The 21,754-nt window shown below is 69.3% G+C and carries 14 protein-coding genes; 3 read left to right on the top strand and 11 right to left on the bottom strand.

Features of this window, described 5'->3' with window-relative positions; translation table 11 throughout:
• Positions 1-37: 37 nt before the first annotated feature.
• From B9S64_RS27055 to ngcE, 9 genes are all read right to left on the bottom strand, one after another.
• On the bottom strand, positions 38-1,516 hold the full coding sequence (locus tag B9S64_RS27055) for an amino acid permease (RefSeq protein ID WP_103489759.1): 1,479 nt from the start codon (positions 1,514-1,516) through the stop codon (positions 38-40).
• A gap of 526 nt (positions 1,517-2,042) precedes the next feature.
• The gene (gene dxs, locus B9S64_RS27045; RefSeq protein WP_203631608.1) at positions 2,043-3,992 is read right to left on the bottom strand and encodes a 1-deoxy-D-xylulose-5-phosphate synthase; all 1,950 of its coding nucleotides are present in this window, start codon (positions 3,990-3,992) and stop codon (positions 2,043-2,045) included.
• Between the two features lie 275 nt (positions 3,993-4,267).
• Complete coding sequence (locus tag B9S64_RS27040) at positions 4,268-5,545, bottom strand: sugar ABC transporter permease (RefSeq protein WP_103493942.1); 1,278 nt, start codon at positions 5,543-5,545, stop codon at positions 4,268-4,270.
• The gene (locus B9S64_RS27035; protein WP_028442726.1) at positions 5,542-6,330 is read right to left on the bottom strand and encodes an ATP-binding cassette domain-containing protein; all 789 of its coding nucleotides are present in this window, start codon (positions 6,328-6,330) and stop codon (positions 5,542-5,544) included. The genes B9S64_RS27040 and B9S64_RS27035 overlap by 4 nt, the downstream gene beginning before the upstream one ends.
• A gap of 191 nt (positions 6,331-6,521) precedes the next feature.
• On the bottom strand, positions 6,522-7,631 hold the full coding sequence (locus B9S64_RS27030) for a sugar ABC transporter substrate-binding protein (protein ID WP_103493941.1): 1,110 nt from the start codon (positions 7,629-7,631) through the stop codon (positions 6,522-6,524).
• Positions 7,632-7,750: 119 nt separating this feature from the next.
• The gene (locus tag B9S64_RS27025; protein ID WP_028442728.1) at positions 7,751-8,950 is read right to left on the bottom strand and encodes an ROK family transcriptional regulator; all 1,200 of its coding nucleotides are present in this window, start codon (positions 8,948-8,950) and stop codon (positions 7,751-7,753) included.
• A gap of 268 nt (positions 8,951-9,218) precedes the next feature.
• Complete coding sequence (locus B9S64_RS27020; protein ID WP_103493940.1) at positions 9,219-10,136, bottom strand: carbohydrate ABC transporter permease; 918 nt, start codon at positions 10,134-10,136, stop codon at positions 9,219-9,221.
• A gap of 97 nt (positions 10,137-10,233) precedes the next feature.
• On the bottom strand, positions 10,234-11,157 hold the full coding sequence (locus B9S64_RS27015) for a carbohydrate ABC transporter permease (protein ID WP_103493939.1): 924 nt from the start codon (positions 11,155-11,157) through the stop codon (positions 10,234-10,236).
• Between the two features lie 50 nt (positions 11,158-11,207).
• Positions 11,208-12,659, bottom strand: coding sequence for an N-acetylglucosamine/diacetylchitobiose ABC transporter substrate-binding protein (gene ngcE / locus B9S64_RS27010; protein ID WP_103493938.1), 1,452 nt, complete (start codon positions 12,657-12,659; stop codon positions 11,208-11,210).
• A gap of 508 nt (positions 12,660-13,167) precedes the next feature.
• Between ngcE and B9S64_RS27005 the strand changes: the two genes are divergently transcribed.
• The 3 genes from B9S64_RS27005 (at position 13,168) to B9S64_RS26995 (ending at position 18,656) form a co-directional block, all read left to right on the top strand.
• A complete protein-coding gene (locus B9S64_RS27005; RefSeq protein WP_103493937.1) occupies positions 13,168-17,016 on the top strand; it encodes a GH92 family glycosyl hydrolase in 3,849 nt (1,282 codons plus the stop codon).
• Between the two features lie 250 nt (positions 17,017-17,266).
• Positions 17,267-17,953: a hypothetical protein gene (locus tag B9S64_RS27000; protein WP_103493936.1), complete on the top strand. Its 687-nt coding sequence runs from the start codon at positions 17,267-17,269 to the stop codon at positions 17,951-17,953.
• A gap of 55 nt (positions 17,954-18,008) precedes the next feature.
• A complete protein-coding gene (locus B9S64_RS26995) occupies positions 18,009-18,656 on the top strand; it encodes a class F sortase (protein ID WP_103493935.1) in 648 nt (215 codons plus the stop codon).
• 96 nt (positions 18,657-18,752) lie between these two features.
• Here the strand turns inward: B9S64_RS26995 and B9S64_RS26990 are convergent, their stop codons facing one another.
• Positions 18,753-19,379, bottom strand: coding sequence for a histidine phosphatase family protein (locus B9S64_RS26990; RefSeq protein ID WP_103493934.1), 627 nt, complete (start codon positions 19,377-19,379; stop codon positions 18,753-18,755).
• 62 nt (positions 19,380-19,441) lie between these two features.
• Positions 19,442-21,691, bottom strand: a complete 2,250-nt coding sequence (gene yicI / locus B9S64_RS26985) for an alpha-xylosidase (protein WP_109492142.1) — start codon at positions 21,689-21,691, stop codon at positions 19,442-19,444.
• Positions 21,692-21,754 lie beyond the last annotated feature (63 nt).

Raw genomic sequence — 21,754 nt, 5'->3', positions numbered from 1 at the left:
GCAGAAGCCCGTCAGCGGCTCGACCGGCAGGCCCCCTTCAGCGGCGCTCCGCCTGCGCCAGGCCGCTGTTCCGGCGGCCGTACGCGAGGTAGATGACCACCCCGATCACCATCCAGACCCCGAACCGCAGCCAGGTCTCGGCCGGGAGGTTCAGCATGAGCCAGACCGACGCGGCCACCGAGACGATCGGCAGCAGCGGTACCCAGGGGGTACGGAAGGCCCGGTGGAGGTCGGGGCGGATGCGGCGCAGGACGATGACCCCGAGGGCGACGACCACGAAGGCGAAGAGCGTCCCGATGTTCACCAGGGTCGCCAGTTCGTTGATGCTCGTGACGCCCGCGACGATCGCGATGACCACGCCGAGCAGGATGGTGGGGCGGTACGGGGTGCCGAAGCGCGGGTGGGTCTTGGAGAAGAAGCGCGGGAGCAGCCCGTCGCGGCTCATCGCGAAGAACACCCGGGTCTGGCCGAGGAGCAGGATCAGGCAGACCGTGGTGAGCCCGACCGCGGCGCCGAAGCTGATGACCCCCGCGTAGAACGGGTGCCCGACGGCCTTGAACGCGTCGGCCAGCGGGGCGCTGACGGAGAGTTCGGTGTAGTGCTGCATGCCGGTGACCACGATGGACACCGCGACGTAGAGCAGTGTGCAGATCAGGAGCGAGGCGAGGATGCCGCGCGGCATGTCCCGCTGCGGGATCCGTGTCTCCTCGGCCGCGGTGGCCACCACGTCGAAGCCGATGAAGGCGAAGAAGACGATGGAGGCGGCGGTGAAGATGCCCATGAGGCCGAAGTTGGTGGGCGCGTAGCCGAACAGCAGCTGGACCAGGGGCGCGTCCCAGCCCGCGCCGGAGGGCTGGGGTTCGGCAGGGGGGACGAACGGCTTGTAGTTGGCCGCCTTCACGAAGAAGAGCCCGGCGACGATCACGATCCCGACGACGGCCAGTTTGACGGCGACCACGACCGTGGTGACCCGGGCGGACAGCTTCATGCCGAGCACCAGGACGACCGTCAGGACGAGGACGAGCGCGAACGCCAGGATGTCGAAGCCGAACCCCTGGGCGGCGTCGGGACCCGAGAGCGCCTCGGGCATGGACCAGCCGATGTTGTCCAGGAGCGAGCGTACGTAGCCGGACCAGCCGACCGCCACGACGGCCGTACCCAGCGCGAATTCGAGCACAAGGTCCCAGCCGATGATCCAGGCGACGAGTTCGCCGAGCGAGGCGTACGAGAACGTGTACGCCGACCCGGCCACCGGCACGGTCGAGGCGAACTCGGCGTAGCACAGGGCGGCCAGCGCGCAGACGACACCGGCGACGACGAACGCGAGGGCGGTGGCGGGCCCGGCGGTCTCCTTGGCGACCTTGCCCGTGAGGACGAAGATGCCGGTGCCGATGATGACTCCGACGCCGAACACGGTGAGGTCGAGCGCGGAGAGGGACTTCTTGAGGGACTGCTCGGGTACCTCCGTGTCCTTGATGGACTGTTCGACCGATTTCGTCCGGAACAGTGTGCTCATCGGCCCGCCTCCGTGGTGTCCGTCGCCGCGTCCTCGCGTGACCCCGGCTCACGGTCATGATCGAGAGGGGGCGTGGCCGAGGAGCGGCGGGAGCGCGCGATTCACCCGATGGGGCCCGTGAGAGGGACGCGCGCTCCGCCGAACGGCGTACCAGGGGGGTGTGGGGGTGGGCCGGCGGGGCTCGCGGGCGTGGAGCGGACCGACCGCGCGCTACGGGCTCGGGGAGGGTGTGAGGACGGTCCGGCCGGGGCCCTGCGGGCTCGGGCGGGGGCGTGAGGACGGTCCGGCCGGGGGCCCTGCGGCGGGCTCGGAGGGGGCGTGAGGGCGGTCCGGCGGCGCCCCGCGGGCTCGGGAGGCCGCGGGCGCGCGGGCGCGCGCCGGGGCGGCGGGCCGGGCCCGTGGTCCGGACGCGCCCCGGCGCCGCCCGTGAGCGCCCCGCACCACCCCGCACCAGGCCCGCACACGTCCGCGCCCCTCCGCCCGGGTGGGCGGAGGGGCGCGGACGGTGCCTGGGGCGTGGCGCGGGTCAGTCGCTGACCGGTGCGACGGCGGCGCTGCTCTCGTACCGGCCGTCGAGCTTGGCGACCAGGCCGGTCACCTGCCGGGCGATGTCCGGCGCCGTCAGCCCGATCTCGGCCAGGACCTCCTTGCGGGAGGCGTGGTCCAGGAAGACCGGCGGGATGCCGAAGTCGCGCAGCGGTACGTCCACCCCGGCGTCGCGCAGGGACTGGGCGACGGCGGAGCCGACACCGCCGGCCCTGCTGTTGTCCTCGACGGTGACGACGACCCGGTGCTGCGCGGCGAGCGGGGCGAGCGCCTCGTCGACGGGCTTGACCCAGCGCGGGTCCACCACGGTGGTGGAGATGCCCTGGGCGTCCAGCAGCCCGGCGATCTCCAGGCACATCGGGGCGAGCGCCCCGACGGAGACCAGCAGGACGTCCGGGGCGTCGGTGCCCGCCGTACGCAGGACGTCCATGGCGCCGACCGTGCCGACGGCCTTGACCGCCGGGCCGACCGCGCCCTTGGAGAAGCGGACCACGGTCGGGGCGTCGTCGACGTCGACGGCCTCGCGCAGCTGGGCGCGGACCTGGTCGGCGTCGCGCGGGGCGGCGATCCGGAGGCCGGGCACGCACTGGAGGATCGACATGTCCCACATGCCGTTGTGCGAGGCGCCGTCCGTGCCGGTGACCCCGGCCCGGTCCAGGACGAAGGTCACCCCGCACCGGTGCAGGGCCACGTCCATGAGCACCTGGTCGAAGGCGCGGTTGAGGAAGGTCGCGTAGACCGCGAAGACGGGGTGCAGCCCACCGGTGGCCAGGCCGGCCGCGGAGACCGCGCCGTGCTGCTCGGCGATACCGACGTCGTAGATGCGGTCCGGGAAGGCCTCCTCGAACTTGCCGAGGCCGACGGGCTGGAGCATGGCCGCCGTGATGGCGACGACGTCCTCGCGCTCGTGGCCCAGCTTGACCATCTCCTCGCCGAAGACCGACGTCCAGTCCAGACCGGAGGTGGAGATGGGCAGCCCGGTGTCCGGGTGGATCTTGCCGACCGCGTGGAAGCGGTCCGCCTCGTCCTGGAGGGCGGGGGTGTAGCCGCGGCCCTTCTCGGTGATGCAGTGCACGATGACCGGGCCGCCGAAGCGCTTGGCCCGCTGGAGCGCGGACTCCAGGGCCTCGATGTCGTGGCCGTCGATGGGGCCGACGTACTTCAGGCCCAGGTCCTCGAACATGCCCTGCGGGGCGATGAAGTCCTTGAGGCCCTTCTTGGCGCCGTGCAGGGTCTCGTAGAGCGGCCTGCCGACGACGGGCGTGCGCTCCAGGATGTCCTTGCCGCGGGCCAGGAACCGCTCGTACCCGTCCGTCGTGCGCAGGGTGGCGAGGTGGTTGGCGAGGCCGCCGATGGTCGGGGCGTAGGAGCGCTCGTTGTCGTTGACGACGATGACGAGGGGGCGGTCCTTGGCGGCGGCGATGTTGTTCAGCGCCTCCCAGGCCATGCCGCCGGTGAGCGCGCCGTCACCGATGACGGCGACGACGTGGTCGTCCCGTTTGCGCACCTCGTTGGCCTTGGCGAGGCCGTCGGCCCAGCCGAGCACCGTCGAGGCGTGCGAGTTCTCGATGACGTCGTGCTCGGACTCGGCGCGGGACGGGTAGCCGGAGAGGCCGCCCTTGCTCTTGAGCTTCGAGAAGTCCTGCCGGCCGGTGAGCAGCTTGTGCACATAGCTCTGGTGGCCGGTGTCGAAGAGCACCTTGTCCTTCGGGGACTCGAACACCCGGTGCAGGGCGATGGTCAGCTCGACCACTCCCAGGTTGGGGCCGAGATGGCCGCCGGTCTTGGACACCGCGTCGACGAGGAAGGTACGGATCTCCTCGGCGAGCCGCTCCAGCTGCTCAAGGCTGAGCCGGTCCAGGTCGCGCGGTCCCCCGATGCGGGTCAGCAGGTCCACCCGTGCCTCCTTGCGTTTGAGCTGGTCGAGCATGCCGATCCGATGAGTCTAATGTTCCCCGCGCGACCGCGGGCATCGGGCGGGGTTTGTGCCGCCGCCCGGGACCTGGCGGCGGGCCGCGCCGTGCGCCGCCCGCCGGGTGGCGTGGGCGGCCCGGCCCCGGAGCCCGTGTCCGGTCTCACCTGGGGCGTCGCCGGGGACGGGCGCACACCGGTGCCCGGCGCCCGGGTGGGGCGCCGGGCACCGGTGTGCGGCCGGGATTTTCCGTACGCGGTCCCGGGCCGGCCGGGTCGCGTACGGAAGGCGGGCTACGCGCGGCCCGCGGTCTTCTGCGTCTTGCGGCTGACGGAGTCGATGACGACCGTGGCGAGGAGCACCGCGCCGGTCACCATGTACTGGATCGGTGTGGCGATGCCCTCCAGGGCGAGGCCGTACTGGATCGAGACGATCACCATGACGCCGAGCAGGGCGTTCCAGGTGCGGCCCCGGCCGCCGAAGAGGCTGGTGCCGCCGATGACGGCCGCGGCGATGACGTTCATCAGGAGGTCACCGGTGCCGGAGCCCTGGTTGACCGCGGCGATCTTGGAGGCCCAGAAGAGGCCGCCGACGGCCGCGAAGGTCCCGGCGATGGCGAACACCGAGATGCGGATCGCGGTGACGTTGATGCCGGCGCGGCGGGAGGCCTCGACGCTGCCGCCGAGCGCGAAGATCTTCCGCCCGTACGCGGTGCGGCGCAGGAGGAAGTCCGTGCCGACCAGGACGACGAGGAAGAGGACCAGGGCCAGCGGGAGGCCCCGGTGCTGGTTGAACATGAAGGCGGCGGCGAAGGCGAACACCGCGAGTACGACGGTGCGCACCACGATGTCGGTCAGCGGCCGGGCGGGGATGCCGGCGGCCTCCCGGCGGCGGCTGTCCAGGAAGGCGGACAGGAAGAACGCGACGACGGCGACGACGGCGAGGCCGTAGGCGGCGGCGACGTCCGTGAAGTAGTACGTGGTCAGGTTGCCGACGACCCCGTCGCTGTCCAGGTTGATCGTGCCGCTGTCGCCCAGGAGTTGGAGCATGAAGCCCAGCCAGAACAGCAGGCCGGCCAGGGTGACGGCGAACGCCGGGGCGCCGATCCGCGCGAAGAAGAAGCCGTGGACCGCGCCGATGACGGCGCCGCTGACGATCGCGACGACGATGGCGAGCCACTCGTTCATGCCGTGCGAGACGCTGAGGACGGCGACGACCGCACCGGAGACGCCGCTGACCGAGCCGACCGAGAGGTCGATCTCGCCGAGCAGCAGCACGAAGATGACGCCGACGGCCATCATGCCGGTGGCCACCATGGCCACGGCGATGTCGCTGATGTTCTTCGCGGAGAGGAACTCGGAGTTCAGGCTCTGGAAGACCACGCAGATGATGAGCAGGCCGATGATCACGGGTATCGAGCCGAGGTCACCCCCGCGCATCTTGCGCTTGAACTCGGTGACATATCCGCCGAGTCCCTGCTCGCGTACGAGCAGGCGGGGGTCGACCACGGTGTCCGCGCCCTTGGCGGCCTCCGGGTTGACCACGGGTGTGGTGGTCTTGTCGGTCGTCACTTCTGGGCCTCCGCGTTGCGCGCCGCACGACGGGTCACGGCGTTTTCCGTGGCGCCCGTGATGGCGGAGATGATCTCTTCCTGCGAGGTGGTCTTCACGTCGAAGATCCCGTTGTTCCGGCCCAGCCGGAGCACGGCGACCTTGTCCGCGACGGCCTTCACGTCGGCCATGTTGTGGCTGATGAGGATGACCGCGTGGCCGCGCTCGCGCAGCCGCTCCACGAGGTCGAGGACCTGTGCGGTCTGCTCGACGCCGAGTGCGGCGGTCGGCTCGTCGAGGATGACGAGCTTGGGCTCACCGAGCATCGACCGCGCGATGGCCACGGTCTGGCGCTGGCCGCCGGAGAGCGAGGCGATCGGGATGCGGACGCTCGGGATACGGATCGAGAGCGTGCTCAGGAGTTCGCGGGAGCGGCGCTCCATCTCGATCTCGTCGAGGACCCCGAACCGGCGGATCTCCCGGCCGAGGTAGAGGTTGCCGACGACATCGATGTTGTCGCACAGCGCGAGGTCCTGGTAGACGGTCGCGATGCCCAGATTCTGGGCGTCGTTCGGCTTGTTGACCTGGACCGGCCGGCCTTCCCACTCGATGACGCCGTCATCGATGGGGTGGACGCCGGCGATCGTCTTGACCAGCGTCGATTTGCCGGCGCCGTTGTCGCCCACCAGGGCGACCACTTCGCCGGAGTGGACCTCAAGCTCGACATCGGTGAGCGCCTGGACGGCACCGAATCGCTTGGAGACCCCTCGCAACGCCAACACGGGCGTAGCGGACACGTGAACCATCTCCTTCGCCGCCTGACCCGGCGGGGATGCCGCGCCTGGGGGGAGGCGCGGTGGTCGAGCAGGAACATAGGAACTGCGGAAGCGTTCCGTCCGGTGCCCCGCCCGGTAGCGGGACAGTTGGTGGGCGGGGCACCGGACGGGCTCTTCACCTGCGGAACGGCCGGGTGCTGCGGGCCGGTCCGCGGCAAGGACTACTTCAGGTCGATCGCGTCGCAGGCGGCCTTGTACTTGGCCGTGCAGATCTCCTCGATCTTCCAGATGCCGTCCTTGATGATGGTCTCCTTGATGTTGTCCTTGGTCAGCGAGACGACCGGGACGAGCACCGTGGGGACGTCCTTCTGGGTGGCGTTGTCGGCCTTGGACGTGGCGATGGAGTCGAGCTTCTCGCCCTTGGCGAGCGCGACGGCCATCTCCGCGGCGACGATGCCCTCCTGCGGGTAGGACTTGTAGACGCTCATGAACTGCTCACCGGCCACGATGTGCTGCACACCGGCGAGTTCGGCGTCCTGGCCGGTGATCGGCGGGAGCTTGGAGACACCGGCGGACTTGAGGGCCTGGATGATGCCACCCGCCAGACCGTCGTTGGCGGAGTAGACGCCGTCGATCTTGTCCTTGCCGAGGGCGGTGATCGCGCCCTCCATGTTGGCGTTGGCGTTCTCCGCCTTCCACTCCTTGGTGTCGTACTCCTTGCCGTAGGTCACCTTGCCGTCGAGGACGGACTTGGCGCCCTTCTTGAAGAGCGCGGCGTTCGGGTCGGTGATCGCGCCGTGCATCATCACGATCGTGGGCTTGGTCTTGCCCTCCAGGGCCTCCAGCAGGGCGGTGCCCTGGGCGCGGCCGACCTCTTCGTTGTCGAAGGAGGTGTAGGCGTCGATCGGGCCCTCGGCGAGGCGGTCGAAGGCGACGACGGGGATCCCGGCGTCCTTGGCCTTCTTGACGCTGTTCTCGATCGCCTTGGAGTCGACGGCGTCGATGATCAGCGCGTCCACCTTGTTGGTGATCATGGTCTCGACCTGCTGCGCCTGCGTGGTGGCGTCCTGCTTGGCGTTGGCGTAGACGACCTCCGCCTTGCCTCCGGTGAGTTCGCCGACCTTCTTCTCGATGATCGGCTTGTCGAACTTCTCGTAACGGGCGGTCCCGTTCTCGGGAAGGAGCAGACCGATCTTGAGATCGTCGCCCTTCTTGCCCGAGTCCTTCTCGGCCTTGTCGCCCGACTCCTTGGCGCTCCCGCAAGCGGCGAGCGAGACGGCCATCGTGGTGGCGGCAACGGCAACGGCGGCACGACGTATACGCGTGTTCATTTCGAACCTCCCTGACGAGGCCGCGACGTTGCGGCCGAGGTGGCTGGAAGTCAACTCGGCCGCAGGGCCGCCGTCAAGGAGTAAATTCTTAACGAGATGACAACGGTGCCATCCGTTATCTAAGTGAAGGCAGGAGAGGCCGCAGGGGCAGTGCTCTCCAAAAGGGTTGAATCCCCCATCTCGCTGAGTACGAGGGCCAGGGCGCCCAGCACCTCGGCCCGTCCGCCGAGCGCGCCGGGAAGCACCGAGAGCTGCCGGGCGGCGCTGGGGATGGCGTACCGCGAGACCGAGTCGCGGATGGGCCCGAGCACGAGTTCGCCCGCCTCGGCGAGTGAGCCGCCGAGCACCACCCGGCTGGGGTTGAGGAGGTTGCACAGGTTCGCCACGCCGCTGCCGATGTGCCGGCCGACGTCACCGATCACCCTGCGGCAGCCCGGATCACCCTCGCGGGCCAGCTGCACGACCCGGTCCATCGTGAGGTCGGGTCCGTGGCTCGGCCGGAGCAGCGGCAGCACGTACCGGGCGGCGGTGAAGGTCTCCAGGCAGCCGCGGTTGCCGCAGCGGCAGACGGGGCCGGACTCGTCCAGGGTGATGTGCCCGATCTCACCGGCCGTCCCGCCCGGTCCGCGGTAGATGCGCCCGTCGATCACCAGGCCGGCGCCGACACCGCTGGCGACCTTGATGTACGCGAGGTCCTTGACGCCCCGGCCGGCGCCCCAGACCAGCTCGCCCAGCGACCCCAGGTTGGCGTCGTTGTCCACGTACACCGGGACGCCCAGGCGGCCCGCGAGCTCCTGGCCGGGATTGATGCCGGTCCAGCCCGGCAGGATCGAGGTGGAGCCCAGCGTGCCGGACTCGACGTCGATCGGGCCCGGTACGCCGAGGCCGACACCGATCACCTTCCCGGGCGCGATGCCGGTGGTCTCGACGAGGCGGTTGACCAGCTGTTCCGCCCGGCCGAAACCTTCCGCCGACGAGGCGTCCACGTCCAGCGGCTCGGACTCCTCGGCGAGGACCTGGTGGGCCAGGTTGCCGATGGCCACCCTGAGGTGCGTATGGCCGAAATCGACCCCGATGACGATGCCCGCGTCCCCGCTGAGGGAGACGCTCCTGGCCCGGCGCCCGCCCGCCGAGGTGGGCGTCACCTCGACCGTGCCGCCGTCCTTGAGTTCGCGGACGATGTTGGAGACGGTGGCCGCCGACAGGCCCGTGCTCCTGGCGATCTCGGCCTGGGTCAGCGACCCCGCCATCCTCACCGCGCGCACGACCCGCTCAAGGTTGGCCCGATGCAGAGACGTCTGCGACCCCGGAGTCTCCATCGACTCTCCCACTCCTGCCATATTCTCCAACATGTGAACTCTAAGCTGAGCGTTTTGGGGTGCCCCCCGTCAAGACCTTGAGCAGTGGCAGCCTCGGGTGAGCGCGGGGCCTCCCCTCTCACGCCCCGGCGAAGGCCCCGAAAACGCCGTGAACCGCCCACCGGTCGATGACCGGGGGCGGTTCACGGGCTCAGAGACGTGTTCGTTTCTGGTGACTGTTGTTGCTTCTGCGGCGGGTGTGACTGATACGTGAACGCGTGGGCGGCCCTTACTTGAGCGCCCCCGCCGTCAGCCCCGCGACCACCTGCCGCTGGAAGACGATGTAGGCCGCGAGGACCGGCAGCATCGCCATGACCAGGCCGGCGAAGAGGCCCGACCAGTCACCCTTGTACCCCTGGCTGGTGGCCAGTTCGACGAGTCCCTGGGAGAGCACCTTGCCGTCGGGGTCGGTGTTGAGCACCGTCGGCAGCATGTACTGGTTCCACTGGCCCAGGAAGTTGAAGATCCCGACGCTGATCAGGCCGGGCCTGGCCATGGGCAGCATCACCTGGAAGAAGGTCCGGGTGTGCGAGGCGCCGTCGAGCATGGCCGCTTCCGCGATCGAGGTCGGCAGCGTCCGGAAGAAGGAGGTGAGGAAGAAGACGGTGAAGGGCAGCGAGTAGGCGATGTAGACCAGGATCAGCCCGTGCACCGAGTTCAGCAGGCCCATGTTGTTCATGACGAAGAACAGCGGGACCAGCGCCAGGATGATCGGGAAGCTCATCCCCCCGATGAAGAGGAAGTAGATGAAGCGGTTCCCCGGGAAGTCGAACCGCGCCAGCACATAGGCGGCCATCGAGCCGAGCAGCAGTGTGCCGATGAGGGAACCGCCCACCACCAGGATGGTGTTGAGGAAGTAGTCGCTCATATGGGCCTGGGTCCAGGCCCGCGACCAGTTCTCGAAGTGGAGCCGGTCGGGCAGCGACCACGGGGTCGAGAGGATCGCGTCGTCCGTCTTGAAGGACGCCATCACCGCCCACAGCAGCGGCATCACGACGAGCACGGCCCAGATGACGAGCATCCCGTGCGAGAAGACGTTGAGGACGGTGCCCTCGGTCGCCTTGGCCGGTTCACCCGCGGGGGTGGCGCTCTTCGTCACCGGCGAGCGCGGTGACGGGACGGCGGGAGGGGTCTCAGTGACCTTCACGTGTGCTCACCTCGTACAACTGTCGGGCCGGCCACCGGGACCGAACTGTTCTGCGCGTCGCCGGGAACCCGGTCGTCGTACCTGACGGGCCCCGGCATCAGAACTCCAGCCGCTCGCGCCGGCCCAGCCGCATCACGATGCCCGCGAAGAGCATGGTGACGATGAGCAGCCCGACACCGATCGTGGTGGCGTATCCGGCCTGGGCGTCCCGGAAGGCCGTCTGGTACACGTACAGCGGCAGGATGGTGGTCGAGTAGTCGGGGCCGCCGGGGCCCACGGTCATGACCTGGACCGCGGTGAACGCCTCCACCCCGAGGGCCAGGATGCCCATGTAGACCCAGCCGGACTGCACCGTGTCCCAGAGCAGCGGCAGCGTGATCTTGAAGAACGTCGTGACGCGGTCGGCACCGTCCAGCAGCGCCGCCTCGTAGAAGTCCTTCGGAATGGAGGCCATTCCGGCGGAGAACAGCACGACGAAGAATCCGACGGTCGACCAGATGAGGACCACCATCACGCAGTACAGCGCGAGGTTCGGATCTCCGAGCCAGTCCGGCTGAAGGCTTCTGAGACCGACGGCCTTCAGCGTCGAATTCAGCATTCCGGACGTCGGGTTGAACGCGAACTGGAAGAGCAGGGCGACGATCACGATCGACAGCACCTGGGGGAAGAAATAGGCGATCTTGTAGAACGAGGAACCCCGCACGCCGGCGACCGTGGCGTTCTTCCGCCGACGGCCGCCGACATTCAGCATGAAGGCGAAGAAGAGCGCGAGTCCCAGCGTCACCAGCGGCAGCAGCAGCACGAGCAGCACACTGTGCTGCAACGACTTCCAGAAGATGGGGTCGTCGAGCATCCGGCTGTAGTTGTCGAAGCCGACCATCTTGAATTCCGGGCTGAGCCCCGTCCAGTCCGTGAACGAGTAGTAGATGGACTGGACGAAAGGCCAGATGACGAAGATGGCGTACAACGCCAGGGGGACCACGAGGAATCCCACGATGAAACGGTACTTGCCGTGCTGCATCGTTTACCGACCCCGATCTCTGAGCGGGTGCCGCCGCTGGTGACGGTTGCTCACTGGTGCTTGTAGTGCTTGATGGACTGGTCCTTGGCGGCCGCGTCGGCGAACGCCTGGATCTTCTTGATGGTCTCCGCCGGGGTCGCGCGGCCGGCCATCATCTCGCCGAGCCCGGCGATGCCGATCTGCTCCTTCTGGAGCTTCACGTACCAGTCCTGCATACGGGGGTTCACCACGTTGTCGCCGGCCTGCTTCAGCACGTCCACGCCGGACTGCATGGCGGTCGACAGCTCCAGGCCGTCGGTGCCTCCGTTGTAGGCGCTGAGCGACTTCACCGCCTTGGTGAAGTTCTTCGAGGAGTCCTCGCTGAGCATGATGCGCAGCTGCTCCATGGCGCCCTCGGGGTTCTTCGACTTCGCCGGGACGATGAAGGGTTCGCCGCCGGAGGCCCAGATGGTGCCGTAGGGCATCTTGTCGGACGAGTCCAGGCTGGAGGGCGCGCCGACCATCATCTTGAAGTCGTCCGGCGTGGTGGGCGCGGCCTCGTTCTCCACCCACGAGCCGTTCGGGATGAACAGCGCCTTGCCCTTGGTCCACTCGGTCTGCGACTGGATGTGGGTGAGGCCGGGGGTGCCCTTGAGGACGTAGCCCTTCTGGTAGAGCTCGTAGTACGCCTCGAACGCGGCCTTGACGGCCGGGTCCTTCCAGGCGTTCGGCTCCAGGTTGTCGATCTTGTCGAGGACCTCGCGGCCGCCGATCTTGCCGATGAAGGGGTACAGCGAGAACGGCAGGTAGTACGGGTACTTGCCGGGGTACGTCCAGCCGGCGATGCCCTTGCTCTTCGCCTTCTTGCAGAGCGCGAGCATGTCGTCCCAGTTCTCCGGGTACGTCGCGTCGAGCTTCTCCAGGGCCGTCTGCGAGTACCAGACGCCGTAGACCGTGTACGCGTAGTACATGATCCACACCGGGTCGCCGTCGAACTGGCCCATCTCCAGGACACCGGGGCGCAGCGTGTCGCGGACCTTCTTGGCCGGGTCGTCGTAGGACGGGGCGTCCATCAGCGGGGTGAGGTCGAGCAGCTGGTTCTTGCCGACCAGGACGCCCATGTCCATCTGCTCGGCACCGGAGTTGTCGATCAGGTCCGGCGGGGTGCCGCCGTTGAAGCGCGGCTGAAGCGTCGACTGGATCTTCTCGGTCGCCGTGTGCTTGACCTTCGGAGCCTTGGGGAAGGCCGCGTTGTACTTCTTCTCCGCGTCGATGGCGTACTGCTCGCCGAAGCCGCCGTTGAAGATGACGACGTCGAGCGCCGCGGTCTCGTTGACACCCAGCGGGTTCTTCGCGCTCTTGGTGCCCTTTTCGACCTTGTCGTCGTCGCTCCCGCCGTCGCTGCTCGCACAGGACGACAGGAAGCCCATCGTCGGTACGGCGATCAGGCCGAGTGCGGCAGAACGCTTGATCACATCGCGACGGCCAAGGCCCTCATTCGTGTGGCCGGAGGTGGATCCCATGCTCAAGTCCTCGCCTTCTCCAGGACTCAGGCGGTGTACCGGTCACCCGTCGTGAATTCGCCTCAGGCGAAGGGTCCCGCCACCGCGGTCAGTTGCGCTTGGGTCGTGCAGATTGCCGGATTTCCAGGTGCAGTGGGGGAGTTTCCGGGGAGCGTGCTGCCGGCCGCCGCATGGCGCCCCGCAGACGTGACCCGTCCCCCGTGCCCGCGGCCGTGGGAAACGGCTGTGCGGACGCCGACAGGTATAGTCCACTTGCGGCCAACTGAGCAAGATCGAATGCAGGTTTGAGCGGCAGTCTTTCCCGAGTTGAGACCTCGCGGACGTGTCGGCACCGTCTGTCCGGGCAACGGCCCATGCACCGGAATGCCCATTTCCGCTTTTCGGCCGTTTCGGCCCGCCGTTCCGGTGCAACACCCTTGACACATCGAGCCACTTACCTCCCTACTGGTACCCGCGTCCCACAGTGACAACGTTGTCTCCGCGTGCCCCACAGGAGGATGTGCTTCGCATGCAGTCCCTACGCGCTCACCGGCAAGGCTCTCGAAAGAGACACGGCTACTGGGCCGCGGTCACCGCGGCCTCTCTCGTCCTCGTCGCCGCGACCCCCACGGCGGCTCTCGCGCATCCGTCGGGCTCTCCGGGGAAATCGCCCGGAAACACCTCGTTCAGCTCCTCCTTCGAAGCCGACGAGATTCAGCCGGACTGGCGGAACACCGTCGAAGAAGCCCCGGACGGAAAGAAAAGGACATCCGGTGTCGATGGCGGATTCTCTGCCGGAATACCGGGCAATGTCACCGATCAGGTCACGGAGCTGCGGGCCAGCGGTGAGAACACCGCCGGCGGCGAGGTGAAGGAGAACCTCGTCGACGTGGAGCCCTCCACCAAGTGGCTGGAATTCGCCTCCTCCGGCTGGGTCGAGTTCGATCTGGCCGCACCGGTCGAACTCGCCGCGTACGCCCTGACGTCGGCGAACGACCACGACGAACGCGACCCGAAGGACTGGACGCTGAAGGGGTCCGCCGACGGGAAGAGCTGGACGGACCTGGACACCCGGACCGGCCAGACGTTCGCGAAGCGGCTGCACACCACGTCGTACGACATCGCCCCGGGCCGGGCCTACCAGCACTTCCGGCTGGAGATCACGAAGAACAACGGCGCCTCCGACGCGATCCAGCTCGCCGACGTCCAGTTCTCCGACGGCGGCACCTACTCGCCCGCCCCCGACGAGATGCGCACCCAGACCGACCGCGGCCCGTCGGGCTCCCCCACCGCCAAGGCGGGCGCCGGGTTCACCGGGACGAAGGCGCTGCGCTACGCGGGTACGCACCTGCCGAAGGGCCGGGCGTACGCGTACAACAAGGTCTTCGACGTGGACACGCTCGTCACCCGGGACACCCGGCTCTCCTACCTGGTCTATCCGCAGATGGGCGAGACGGACCTGAACTACCCGTCGACGCACGTCGCGGTGGACCTGGCGTTCACCGACGGCACCTATCTGAGCGAGCTGAAGGCCACCGACAGCCACGGCGGACCGCTGACCCCGCAGGGCCAGGCGGACGCCAAGCGGCTGTACGTGAACCAGTGGAACAAGGTGGACGCGGGCATCGGCGCGGTCGCGGCCGGCAAGCGCGTCGACCGGATCCTGGTGGCGTACGACTCCTCCCAGGGCCCCGCGAAGTTCCAGGGCTGGATCGACGACATCACGATCGCCCCGAAGGCCCCGGAGAAGCGCCGGGCGCACCTGTCGGACTACGCCTCGACCATCCGCGGCACGAACTCCAGCGGCAGCTTCTCGCGGGGCAACAACATCCCCGCCACGGCCGTCCCGCACGGTTTCAACTTCTGGACCCCGGTGACCAACGCGGGGACCACGAGCTGGCTGTACGACTACGCGCGGGGCAACAACGCGGACAACCTGCCCACGCTCCAGGCGTTTTCGGCCAGTCATGAGCCAAGCCCCTGGATGGGTGACCGCCAGACCTTCCAGCTGATGCCGTCGGCGGCCTCCGGCACCCCGGACGCCTCCCGGACGGCCCGCGCCCTGCCGTTCCGCCACGAGAACGAGACGGCGAGGCCGCACTACTACGGCGTGACGTTCGAGAACGGCCTCAAGGCCGAGATGGCGCCCACCGACCACGCGGCGCGGATGCGCTTCACCTTCCCCGGTGACGACGCGAGCGTCGTCTTCGACAACGTCAGCAACGACGGCGGCCTCACCCTGGACCCGGCCACCGGCTCGTTCAGCGGCTACTCCGACGTGAAGAGCGGCGGTTCCACCGGCGCCACCCGGCTGTTCGTCCACGGCGTCTTCGACGCGAAGGTGACCGACAGCGGCCGGCTGAAGGGCGGCGGCGGTGACGACGTCACCGGCTTCTTCCGCTTCGCCCCGGGCAAGGACCGCACGGTCGGCCTGCGGCTGGCCACCTCACTGATCAGCGTCGACCAGGCGAAGGCGAACCTCGCCGCGGAACTGCCGGCGAAGCACTCCTTCGAGCGGGTGGAGAAGGACGCGCAGAAGGCCTGGGACGCGCTCCTCGGCAAGGTGGAGGTCGAGGGCGCCGACACCGACCAGCTGACCACGCTCTACTCCAGCCTCTACCGCCTGTACCTCTACCCCAACTCCGGCTTCGAGCAGGTGAAGGGGAAGAGCGTGTACGCGAGCGCGTTCTCGCCGAAGACCGGCACCGACACCCCGACGCGGACCGGGGCGAAGATCGTCGAGGGCGAGGTGTACGTCAACAACGGCTTCTGGGACACCTACCGGACGACCTGGCCGGCGTACTCCTTCCTCACCCCGAAGCAGGCCGGGAAGATGGTCGACGGTTTCGTCCAGCAGTACAAGGACGGCGGCTGGGTCTCGCGGTGGTCATCCCCCGGCTACGCCGACCTGATGACCGGCACCAGTTCGGACGTGGCCTTCGCCGACGCGTACGTCAAGGGCGTGGACTTCGACGCGGAGGCGGCCTACGACGCGGCGGTCAAGAACGCCACGGTGGCCCCGCCGTCCTCCGGCGTCGGCCGCAAGGGGATGGAGACCTCGGTCTTCACCGGATACGCGAACACCTCGACGCACGAGGGCCTTTCCTGGTCGCTGGAGGGCTACCTCAACGACTACGGCATCGCCCAGATGGGCAAGGCGCTCTACAAGAAGACGAAGAAGGCGCGCTACAAGGAGGAGTCGGAGTACTTCCTCAACCGGTCCCGGAACTACGTCAAGCTCTTCGACGACCAGGCCGGTTTCTTCCAGGGCAAGAAGCCGGACGGCGACTGGCGGCTGCCCTCCGGCCAGTACGACCCGAGGGTCTGGGGGTACGACTACACCGAGACCAACGGCTGGGGCTACGCCTTCACCGCCCCGCAGGACAGCCGCGGTCTGGCCAACCTGTACGGCGGCCGGGACGGCCTCGCGAAGAAGCTGGACACCTACTTCTCCACACCCGAGACCGCAGGCCCGGAGTTCGTGGGCTCCTACGGCGGGGTCATCCACGAGATGACCGAGGCGCGTGACGTGCGGATGGGCCAGTACGGCCACAGCAACCAGGTCGCCCACCACGCCACGTACATGTACGACGCGGCCTCGCAGCCCTACAAGGCGCAGGAGAAGGTCCGCGAGGTCCTCGGCCGGCTGTACACCGGCAGCGAGATCGGCCAGGGCTACCACGGCGACGAGGACAACGGCGAGCAGTCGGCCTGGTTCCTCTTCTCCTCCCTCGGCTTCTACCCGCTGGTGATGGGCAGTGGCGAGTACGCGATCGGCTCGCCGCTCTTCACCAAGGCGACCGTGCACCTGGAGAACGGCCGCGACCTGGTCGTGAAGGCGCCGAGGAACAGCGCGAAGAACATCTACGTCCAGGGCCTGAAGGTCAACGGCAAGAAGTGGACCTCCACCTCGCTGCCGCACGACCTGCTCGCCAAGGGCGGGGTGCTGGACTTCGACATGGGCCCCAGGCCGTCGGCGTGGGGCACGGGCAAGAACGCGGCCCCGGTCTCGGTCACCCAGGACGACAAGGTGCCCTCCCCGAGGGGCGACGTCCTCAAGGGCGAGGGGGCGCTGTTCGACAACACCTCGGCCACCTCGGCGGCCGTCGAGTCGGTCGAGCTTCCGGTGCCCGCGCGGACGAAGGCGGTCCAGTACACGCTGACGTCGGCCGCGGCGGACCAGGCCCCCACCGGCTGGGTGCTCCAGGGCTCGTCGAACGGGACCACCTGGAAGAACCTGGACAAGCGGTCCGGACAGACGTTCGCCTGGGACCGGCAGACCCGGGTGTTCTCGGTGGCGGCGCCGGGCACGTACGCGAAGTACCGGCTGGTGAGCACCGGGAAGGCGGTCCTCGCGGAGGTGGAGCTGATCTCCTGAGCCGGCCCTTCTGACCGAGGCCGACCCTTCTGACCGACGCGGACACCGCGCCGAGGACGGGCCACCCCGCAGCACGGGGGTGGTCCGTCCTTCTGTGTGACCGGCGCACCCCACGCCGCCCGCTATCGGCTAGTCAGGGTACTTATGTGCTTTTTTACGGTGTCCCGACACACTTTTTTGATGATCCATGGCATCTCTTAGGCGATCAGGTGATCAGTACGACAATCATCTCGGCTTGAAGGAGCCCAGCATGCGCATTTCCGCTTCCGTCCGCTCCCGCAGCGTCCGCGCGGGCACCACGGTGGCCGCCGCGGTCGCCGTCGCCGGAGCCACCCTCGCCGGAGCACCCGCCGCCTACGCCCTCCCCGGTGACAGCGGTGACATCGACGTCCGTTCGGTCGGCTGGCACTCGCGTGGCGACCGCGACGGGGTCGAGGTCTGCAAGTTCGTCCTCGTCGCCAGCAACTTCGAGTCGTTCCCCTCCGTCCCCTGGACGATCACCGCACAGCCCCCGACCGTCCCCCCGGGGGACACCCTGCAGAGCACGCTGCCGCTGGTGAACGGCTCGGCGCGCAGCCAGGAGTACCTGCTCCCCGAGGGCACCTACCAGTTGGTGTGGACCGTCCCCGCCGGCCCGAAGCAGAAGAGCTTCGAGGTGGACTGCTCCAAGCCCGCCGACAACGGCAGCCGCGCGGACAACAACGGCCGGGGCGCCTCGGAGTCGGGCGCCTCGAAGGGCGGCGAGAAGGGCGGCTGGGAGAAGCCGTCCGGCGCGGTCCCCGCGGGCGGCGGCGGCGTCCCGGACATGGAGAGCGTCAGCTCCGAGAGCGACTCGAACCTCGGGACCACCGCAGCGCTGGCCGCCGGGGCGGTCGGTATCGCGGGGCTGGTCATGGTCCGCCGATCCGCACGCCGTCGTGCCCGCGACGAGGCATAGGGCCGGCAGCCGACGGCGGCGACGGCGGGGCCCGAGCCGGGCGTGCCGTCTCACCATGACGCTGAGCGTGACCTTCTCGCTGGTGACCGGCATCGTCTGGGCGAGCTCGGACTCGCCCGACGACCCGTCGGTCACCGCCGCCCGCGGCGGTGACGCCGCGGGCGGCGGGGCCCAGCCCTTCCGACGGGCCCCGCACAAGCCGCCGGAGAAGGTACCGGCCTCGCACGCGCCCCTGGTGCACTCCCGCCCGGTCAAGGTCGCCGTCCCCGCCATCTTCATCGAGGCGCCGGTCACCGGTCTGGGGCTCGACACGAAGGGGCGGCTCGGCGCCCCGCCGCTGAGCGAGCCCAAGCTGGTGGGCTGGTACCAGGACGGCCCGTCCCCCGGCGAGGCGGGCACCTCCCTGATCGTCGGCCACCGCGACACCGAGACAGGGCCCGCGATCTTCCTCAACCTCAACGCGCTGCGCCACGGGGACACCGTGAAGGTCACCCGGGCGGACAAGAAGACCGCGGTCTTCACCGTCGACGAGGTGAAGACGTACACGAAGGACAAGTTCCCGGACGAGAAGGTGTACGGGCCCACCGGCCGTCCGGAACTCAGGCTCATGACGTGCGGCGGACGCTTCGACAAGAAGAACGGCTACTCGGCCAACGTCGTCGTCTTCGCCCACCTGACGTCACTGAAGAAGATGGCGGCCTGAGCGCCGTCGGCGGTTCGGAACGGCCGGTACCCCGGGGGCGAGGTACCGGCCTCCGCGCGTCCGCCCGCGGGGCCGGCGGGAGGGGGTGGCCCCCGCTCAGCACCCCACGGCGTCGAAGAGGCTCTTCGGGATGGCGACGTTCCACGCGGTGACGACCGGCTTGCCGTGTTCCCGGCCGAGACGGGAGACGGCGCCCGTGGCGAGCTGGAAGAGCTCACCGCCGGTGGCCGACAGGTCCAGGTAGCGGGCCGTGAGGACGCGCAGGAAGTGGGAGTGGGCGACCAGCGCGATGTCGTCGTCACCGATGCGGGAGGCCGCCGCCCGCACCTCGGCCAGGACCCGGTCGGCGCGGGCCGCGACCTCGGCCGGGGATTCTCCGGGGTGCTCCTCGGGGCCGGGGGCGACACCGTCGGTCCACAGGTTCCAGTCGGGCCGGGTGCGGCGGATGTCCACCGTGGTGACGCCCTCGTAGGCCCCGTAGTCCCACTCGTGCAGGTCGGGGGTGACGCGGGGCGTGGCCAGGCCGGCGAGTTCGGCGGTGCGGCGGGCCCGCAGAAGGGGGCTGACCAGGGTCAGCCCGACGCGGCGTTCGGCGAGGACGGGGACGAGGGCGCGGGCCTGGCGCTCGCCGAGGTCCGTCAGCGGCAGGTCCGTGTAGCTCGTGTGCTGTCCGGAGCGGGACCATTCCGTCTCGCCGTGCCGGATCAGAAGCAGCTCGCCCATGGACTCCACCTTCGTGACGCTCGTGCCGGTGGGCCGGCCCCGGTCGGGGCCGGCCCGAAGGATCAGCCTACGACCGTGACCGTGTACGGCCGGTCCGTGTCGGTGACGACGCGGACCTCTCCCCCCTCACGGACCACCTCGTACGTCGCGGCGACCGCGCCCGTGTGGTCGGGGACCGTGACCGTACGGGTGAAGTCGCCGCTTCCGGCGGGGGCGTACACCCGGAGTTCGAGGCCGTCGAGCCACGCGCCGTCCGGGCGGGAGTCGTCGGCGCCGAGGGCCAGCACCGCGCCCTGGCGGACCAGCAGCGGCAGGCTGTCGTAGCCGTGGGTCTCCCGGTGCCAGGCGGGGCCGGTGACGGTCTCACCGGTGAGCAGCGAGGTCCAGGTGCCCTCGGGGACGTAGTACTCGACCTCGCCGTCCTCGGTGAAGACCGGGGCGACCAGGAGGTCCGGGCCCAGGAGGTACTGACGGTCCACCACCCGGGCGGTCGGGTCGTCGGGGAACTCCAGCAGCAGCGGGCGCATGGTCGGTACGCCGGTGCGGTGGGCCTGGACCGCGGCGCCGTACAGATACGGCATCAGGCGGTGCTTGAGCCGGGTGAACCGCCGGGCCACGTCCACCGCCTCCTCGCCGAACTCCCACGGCACCCGGTACGAGGAGGAGCCGTGCAGCCGGCTGTGCGAGGAGAGCAGGCCGAAGGCGAGCCACCGCTTGAAGACCCCCGGGTCGGGGGTGCCCTCGAAGCCGCCGATGTCATGGCTCCAGAAGCCGAAGCCCGACAGCGAGAGGGAGAGTCCGCCGCGCAGCGACTCGGCCATGGCCTCGAAGGAGGAGAAGCAGTCGCCGCCCCAGTGGACCGGGTACTGCTGGCCCCCGGCGGTCGCCGAACGGGCGAACAGGACGGCCTCACCGGCGCCCCGCTCCTCCTCCAGGAGTTCGAAGACGGCCTGGTTGTACAGGTGCGTGTAGTAGTTGTGCATACGCTCCGGGTCGGAGCCGTCGTGCCAGACCACGTCGGTGGGGACGCGCTCGCCGAAGTCGGTCTTGAAGCCGTCGACGCCCTGGCCGAGGAGCCCCTTTAGCTTGTCCTGGTACCAGGCCGTGGCCTCGGGGTTCGTGAAGTCGACCAGCGCCATGCCGGCCTGCCACTTGTCCCACTGCCAGATGTCGCCGTCGGCGGTCCTGACGAAGTAGCCCTCGCGGGCGCCCTCTTCGTACAGGGCGCCCTTCTGGGCGATGTACGGGTTGATCCAGACGCAGATCCTCAGTCCCTTGGCCTTGAGCCGGGCGATCATGCCCTCCGGGTCGGGGAAGACGGCCGGGTCCCACTCGAAGTCGGACCACTGGTACTCGCGCATCCAGAAGCAGTCGAAGTGGAACACGCTGAGCGGGATGCCGCGTTCGGCCATGCCGTCGACGAACGAGGTGACGGTGGCCTCGTCGTAGGAGGTGGTGAAGGACGTGCTCAGCCAGAGGCCGAAGGACCAGGCCGGCGGGAGGGCCGGGAGGCCGGTGAGGGCGGTGTAGCGGGCGAGGACGTCCTTGGGGGTCGGGCCCGCGACGACGAAGTACTCCAACGACTGGTCCTCGACGCTGAACTGGACCTGGCCCACCGCCTCGGAACCGACCTCGAAGGAGACCTTGCCGGGATGGTTGACGAAGACCCCGTAACCCCGGGACGACAGGTAGAACGGGACGTTCTTGTACGCCTGTTCACTGCTGGTGCCGCCGTCCGCCTGCCAGATGTCCACGGTCTGGCCGTTCTTGACGTACGGCGTGAAGCGCTCGCCGAGGCCGTGGACCGTCTCGCCCACGCCCAGGGCGAGTTGGGCGACCATGTGGTGGCTGCCGTCGTCGAGGGTGGCGAACGCGCTGCCCTTCGGCCCGGCGGCGGTCAGGACCCGCCCGTCCTGGTCGAGGAACTCCAGGCCGAAGGCGCCCTCGGTCGGCAGCCTGAGGGTGAGCGGGCCGCTGGTCAGTTCGGCGGTGGCGCCCTCGGTACGGGTCGTCGCGGCGGACCCGGGGGCCCGGCCGTCGGCCGGTGCCGCCGCTCCGGGCAGCGCGAAGTCGGGGCCCCTGCGGCGCTTGCCCGCGTGGTGGGTGAGGCGCACCGCGATGACGCCCTCGGCGGGCGCGTGGGCCTCGACGGTGATCAGCGGAGCGTTCAGCGTGTCGCCCCGGCGCTGGACACGCTTGACGGCCGCGTAGGCGGCGAGACGGTCGTCGTCCAGGCGGACGTCGCGGACTTCGGTGGCGTACGAGGCGTGCACACCGCTGCGCAACTGCCAGAAGCCGTCGGTGAACTTCATGGGGGGTCCTTAGCCGATGGGAAGGTGCTGGACTGCGGGACGTCAGGGCGCCTGCGGCAAGCG

Origin of the sequence: Streptomyces sp. SM18 (genome assembly GCF_002910775.2) — a bacterium.
Lineage (GTDB): Bacteria > Actinomycetota > Actinomycetes > Streptomycetales > Streptomycetaceae > Streptomyces > Streptomyces halstedii.
The sequence above is the reverse complement of the archived record's forward strand: the minus strand, read 5'-3'. Positions and strand labels throughout refer to the sequence as shown.

What these genes read in the sequence shown, in the direction of transcription:
- B9S64_RS27055 (WP_103489759.1), bottom strand. Translation starts at nt 1,516, where the DNA reads ATGAGCACACTGTTCCGGACGAAATCGGTCGAACAGTCCATCAAGGAC.
- dxs (WP_203631608.1), bottom strand. Translation starts at nt 3,992, where the DNA reads ATGCTCGACCAGCTCAAACGCAAGGAGGCACGGGTGGACCTGCTGACC.
- B9S64_RS27035 (WP_028442726.1), bottom strand. Translation starts at nt 6,330, where the DNA reads ATGGTTCACGTGTCCGCTACGCCCGTGTTGGCGTTGCGAGGGGTCTCC.
- B9S64_RS27030 (WP_103493941.1), bottom strand. Translation starts at nt 7,631, where the DNA reads ATGAACACGCGTATACGTCGTGCCGCCGTTGCCGTTGCCGCCACCACG.
- B9S64_RS27025 (WP_028442728.1), bottom strand. Translation starts at nt 8,950, where the DNA reads ATGGAGACTCCGGGGTCGCAGACGTCTCTGCATCGGGCCAACCTTGAG.
- B9S64_RS27015 (WP_103493939.1), bottom strand. Translation starts at nt 11,157, where the DNA reads ATGCAGCACGGCAAGTACCGTTTCATCGTGGGATTCCTCGTGGTCCCC.
- ngcE (WP_103493938.1), bottom strand. Translation starts at nt 12,659, where the DNA reads ATGGGATCCACCTCCGGCCACACGAATGAGGGCCTTGGCCGTCGCGAT.
- B9S64_RS27005 (WP_103493937.1), top strand. Translation starts at nt 13,168, where the DNA reads ATGCAGTCCCTACGCGCTCACCGGCAAGGCTCTCGAAAGAGACACGGC.
- B9S64_RS27000 (WP_103493936.1), top strand. Translation starts at nt 17,267, where the DNA reads ATGCGCATTTCCGCTTCCGTCCGCTCCCGCAGCGTCCGCGCGGGCACC.
- B9S64_RS26995 (WP_103493935.1), top strand. Translation starts at nt 18,009, where the DNA reads ATGACGCTGAGCGTGACCTTCTCGCTGGTGACCGGCATCGTCTGGGCG.
- B9S64_RS26990 (WP_103493934.1), bottom strand. Translation starts at nt 19,379, where the DNA reads ATGGGCGAGCTGCTTCTGATCCGGCACGGCGAGACGGAATGGTCCCGC.
- yicI (WP_109492142.1), bottom strand. Translation starts at nt 21,691, where the DNA reads ATGAAGTTCACCGACGGCTTCTGGCAGTTGCGCAGCGGTGTGCACGCC.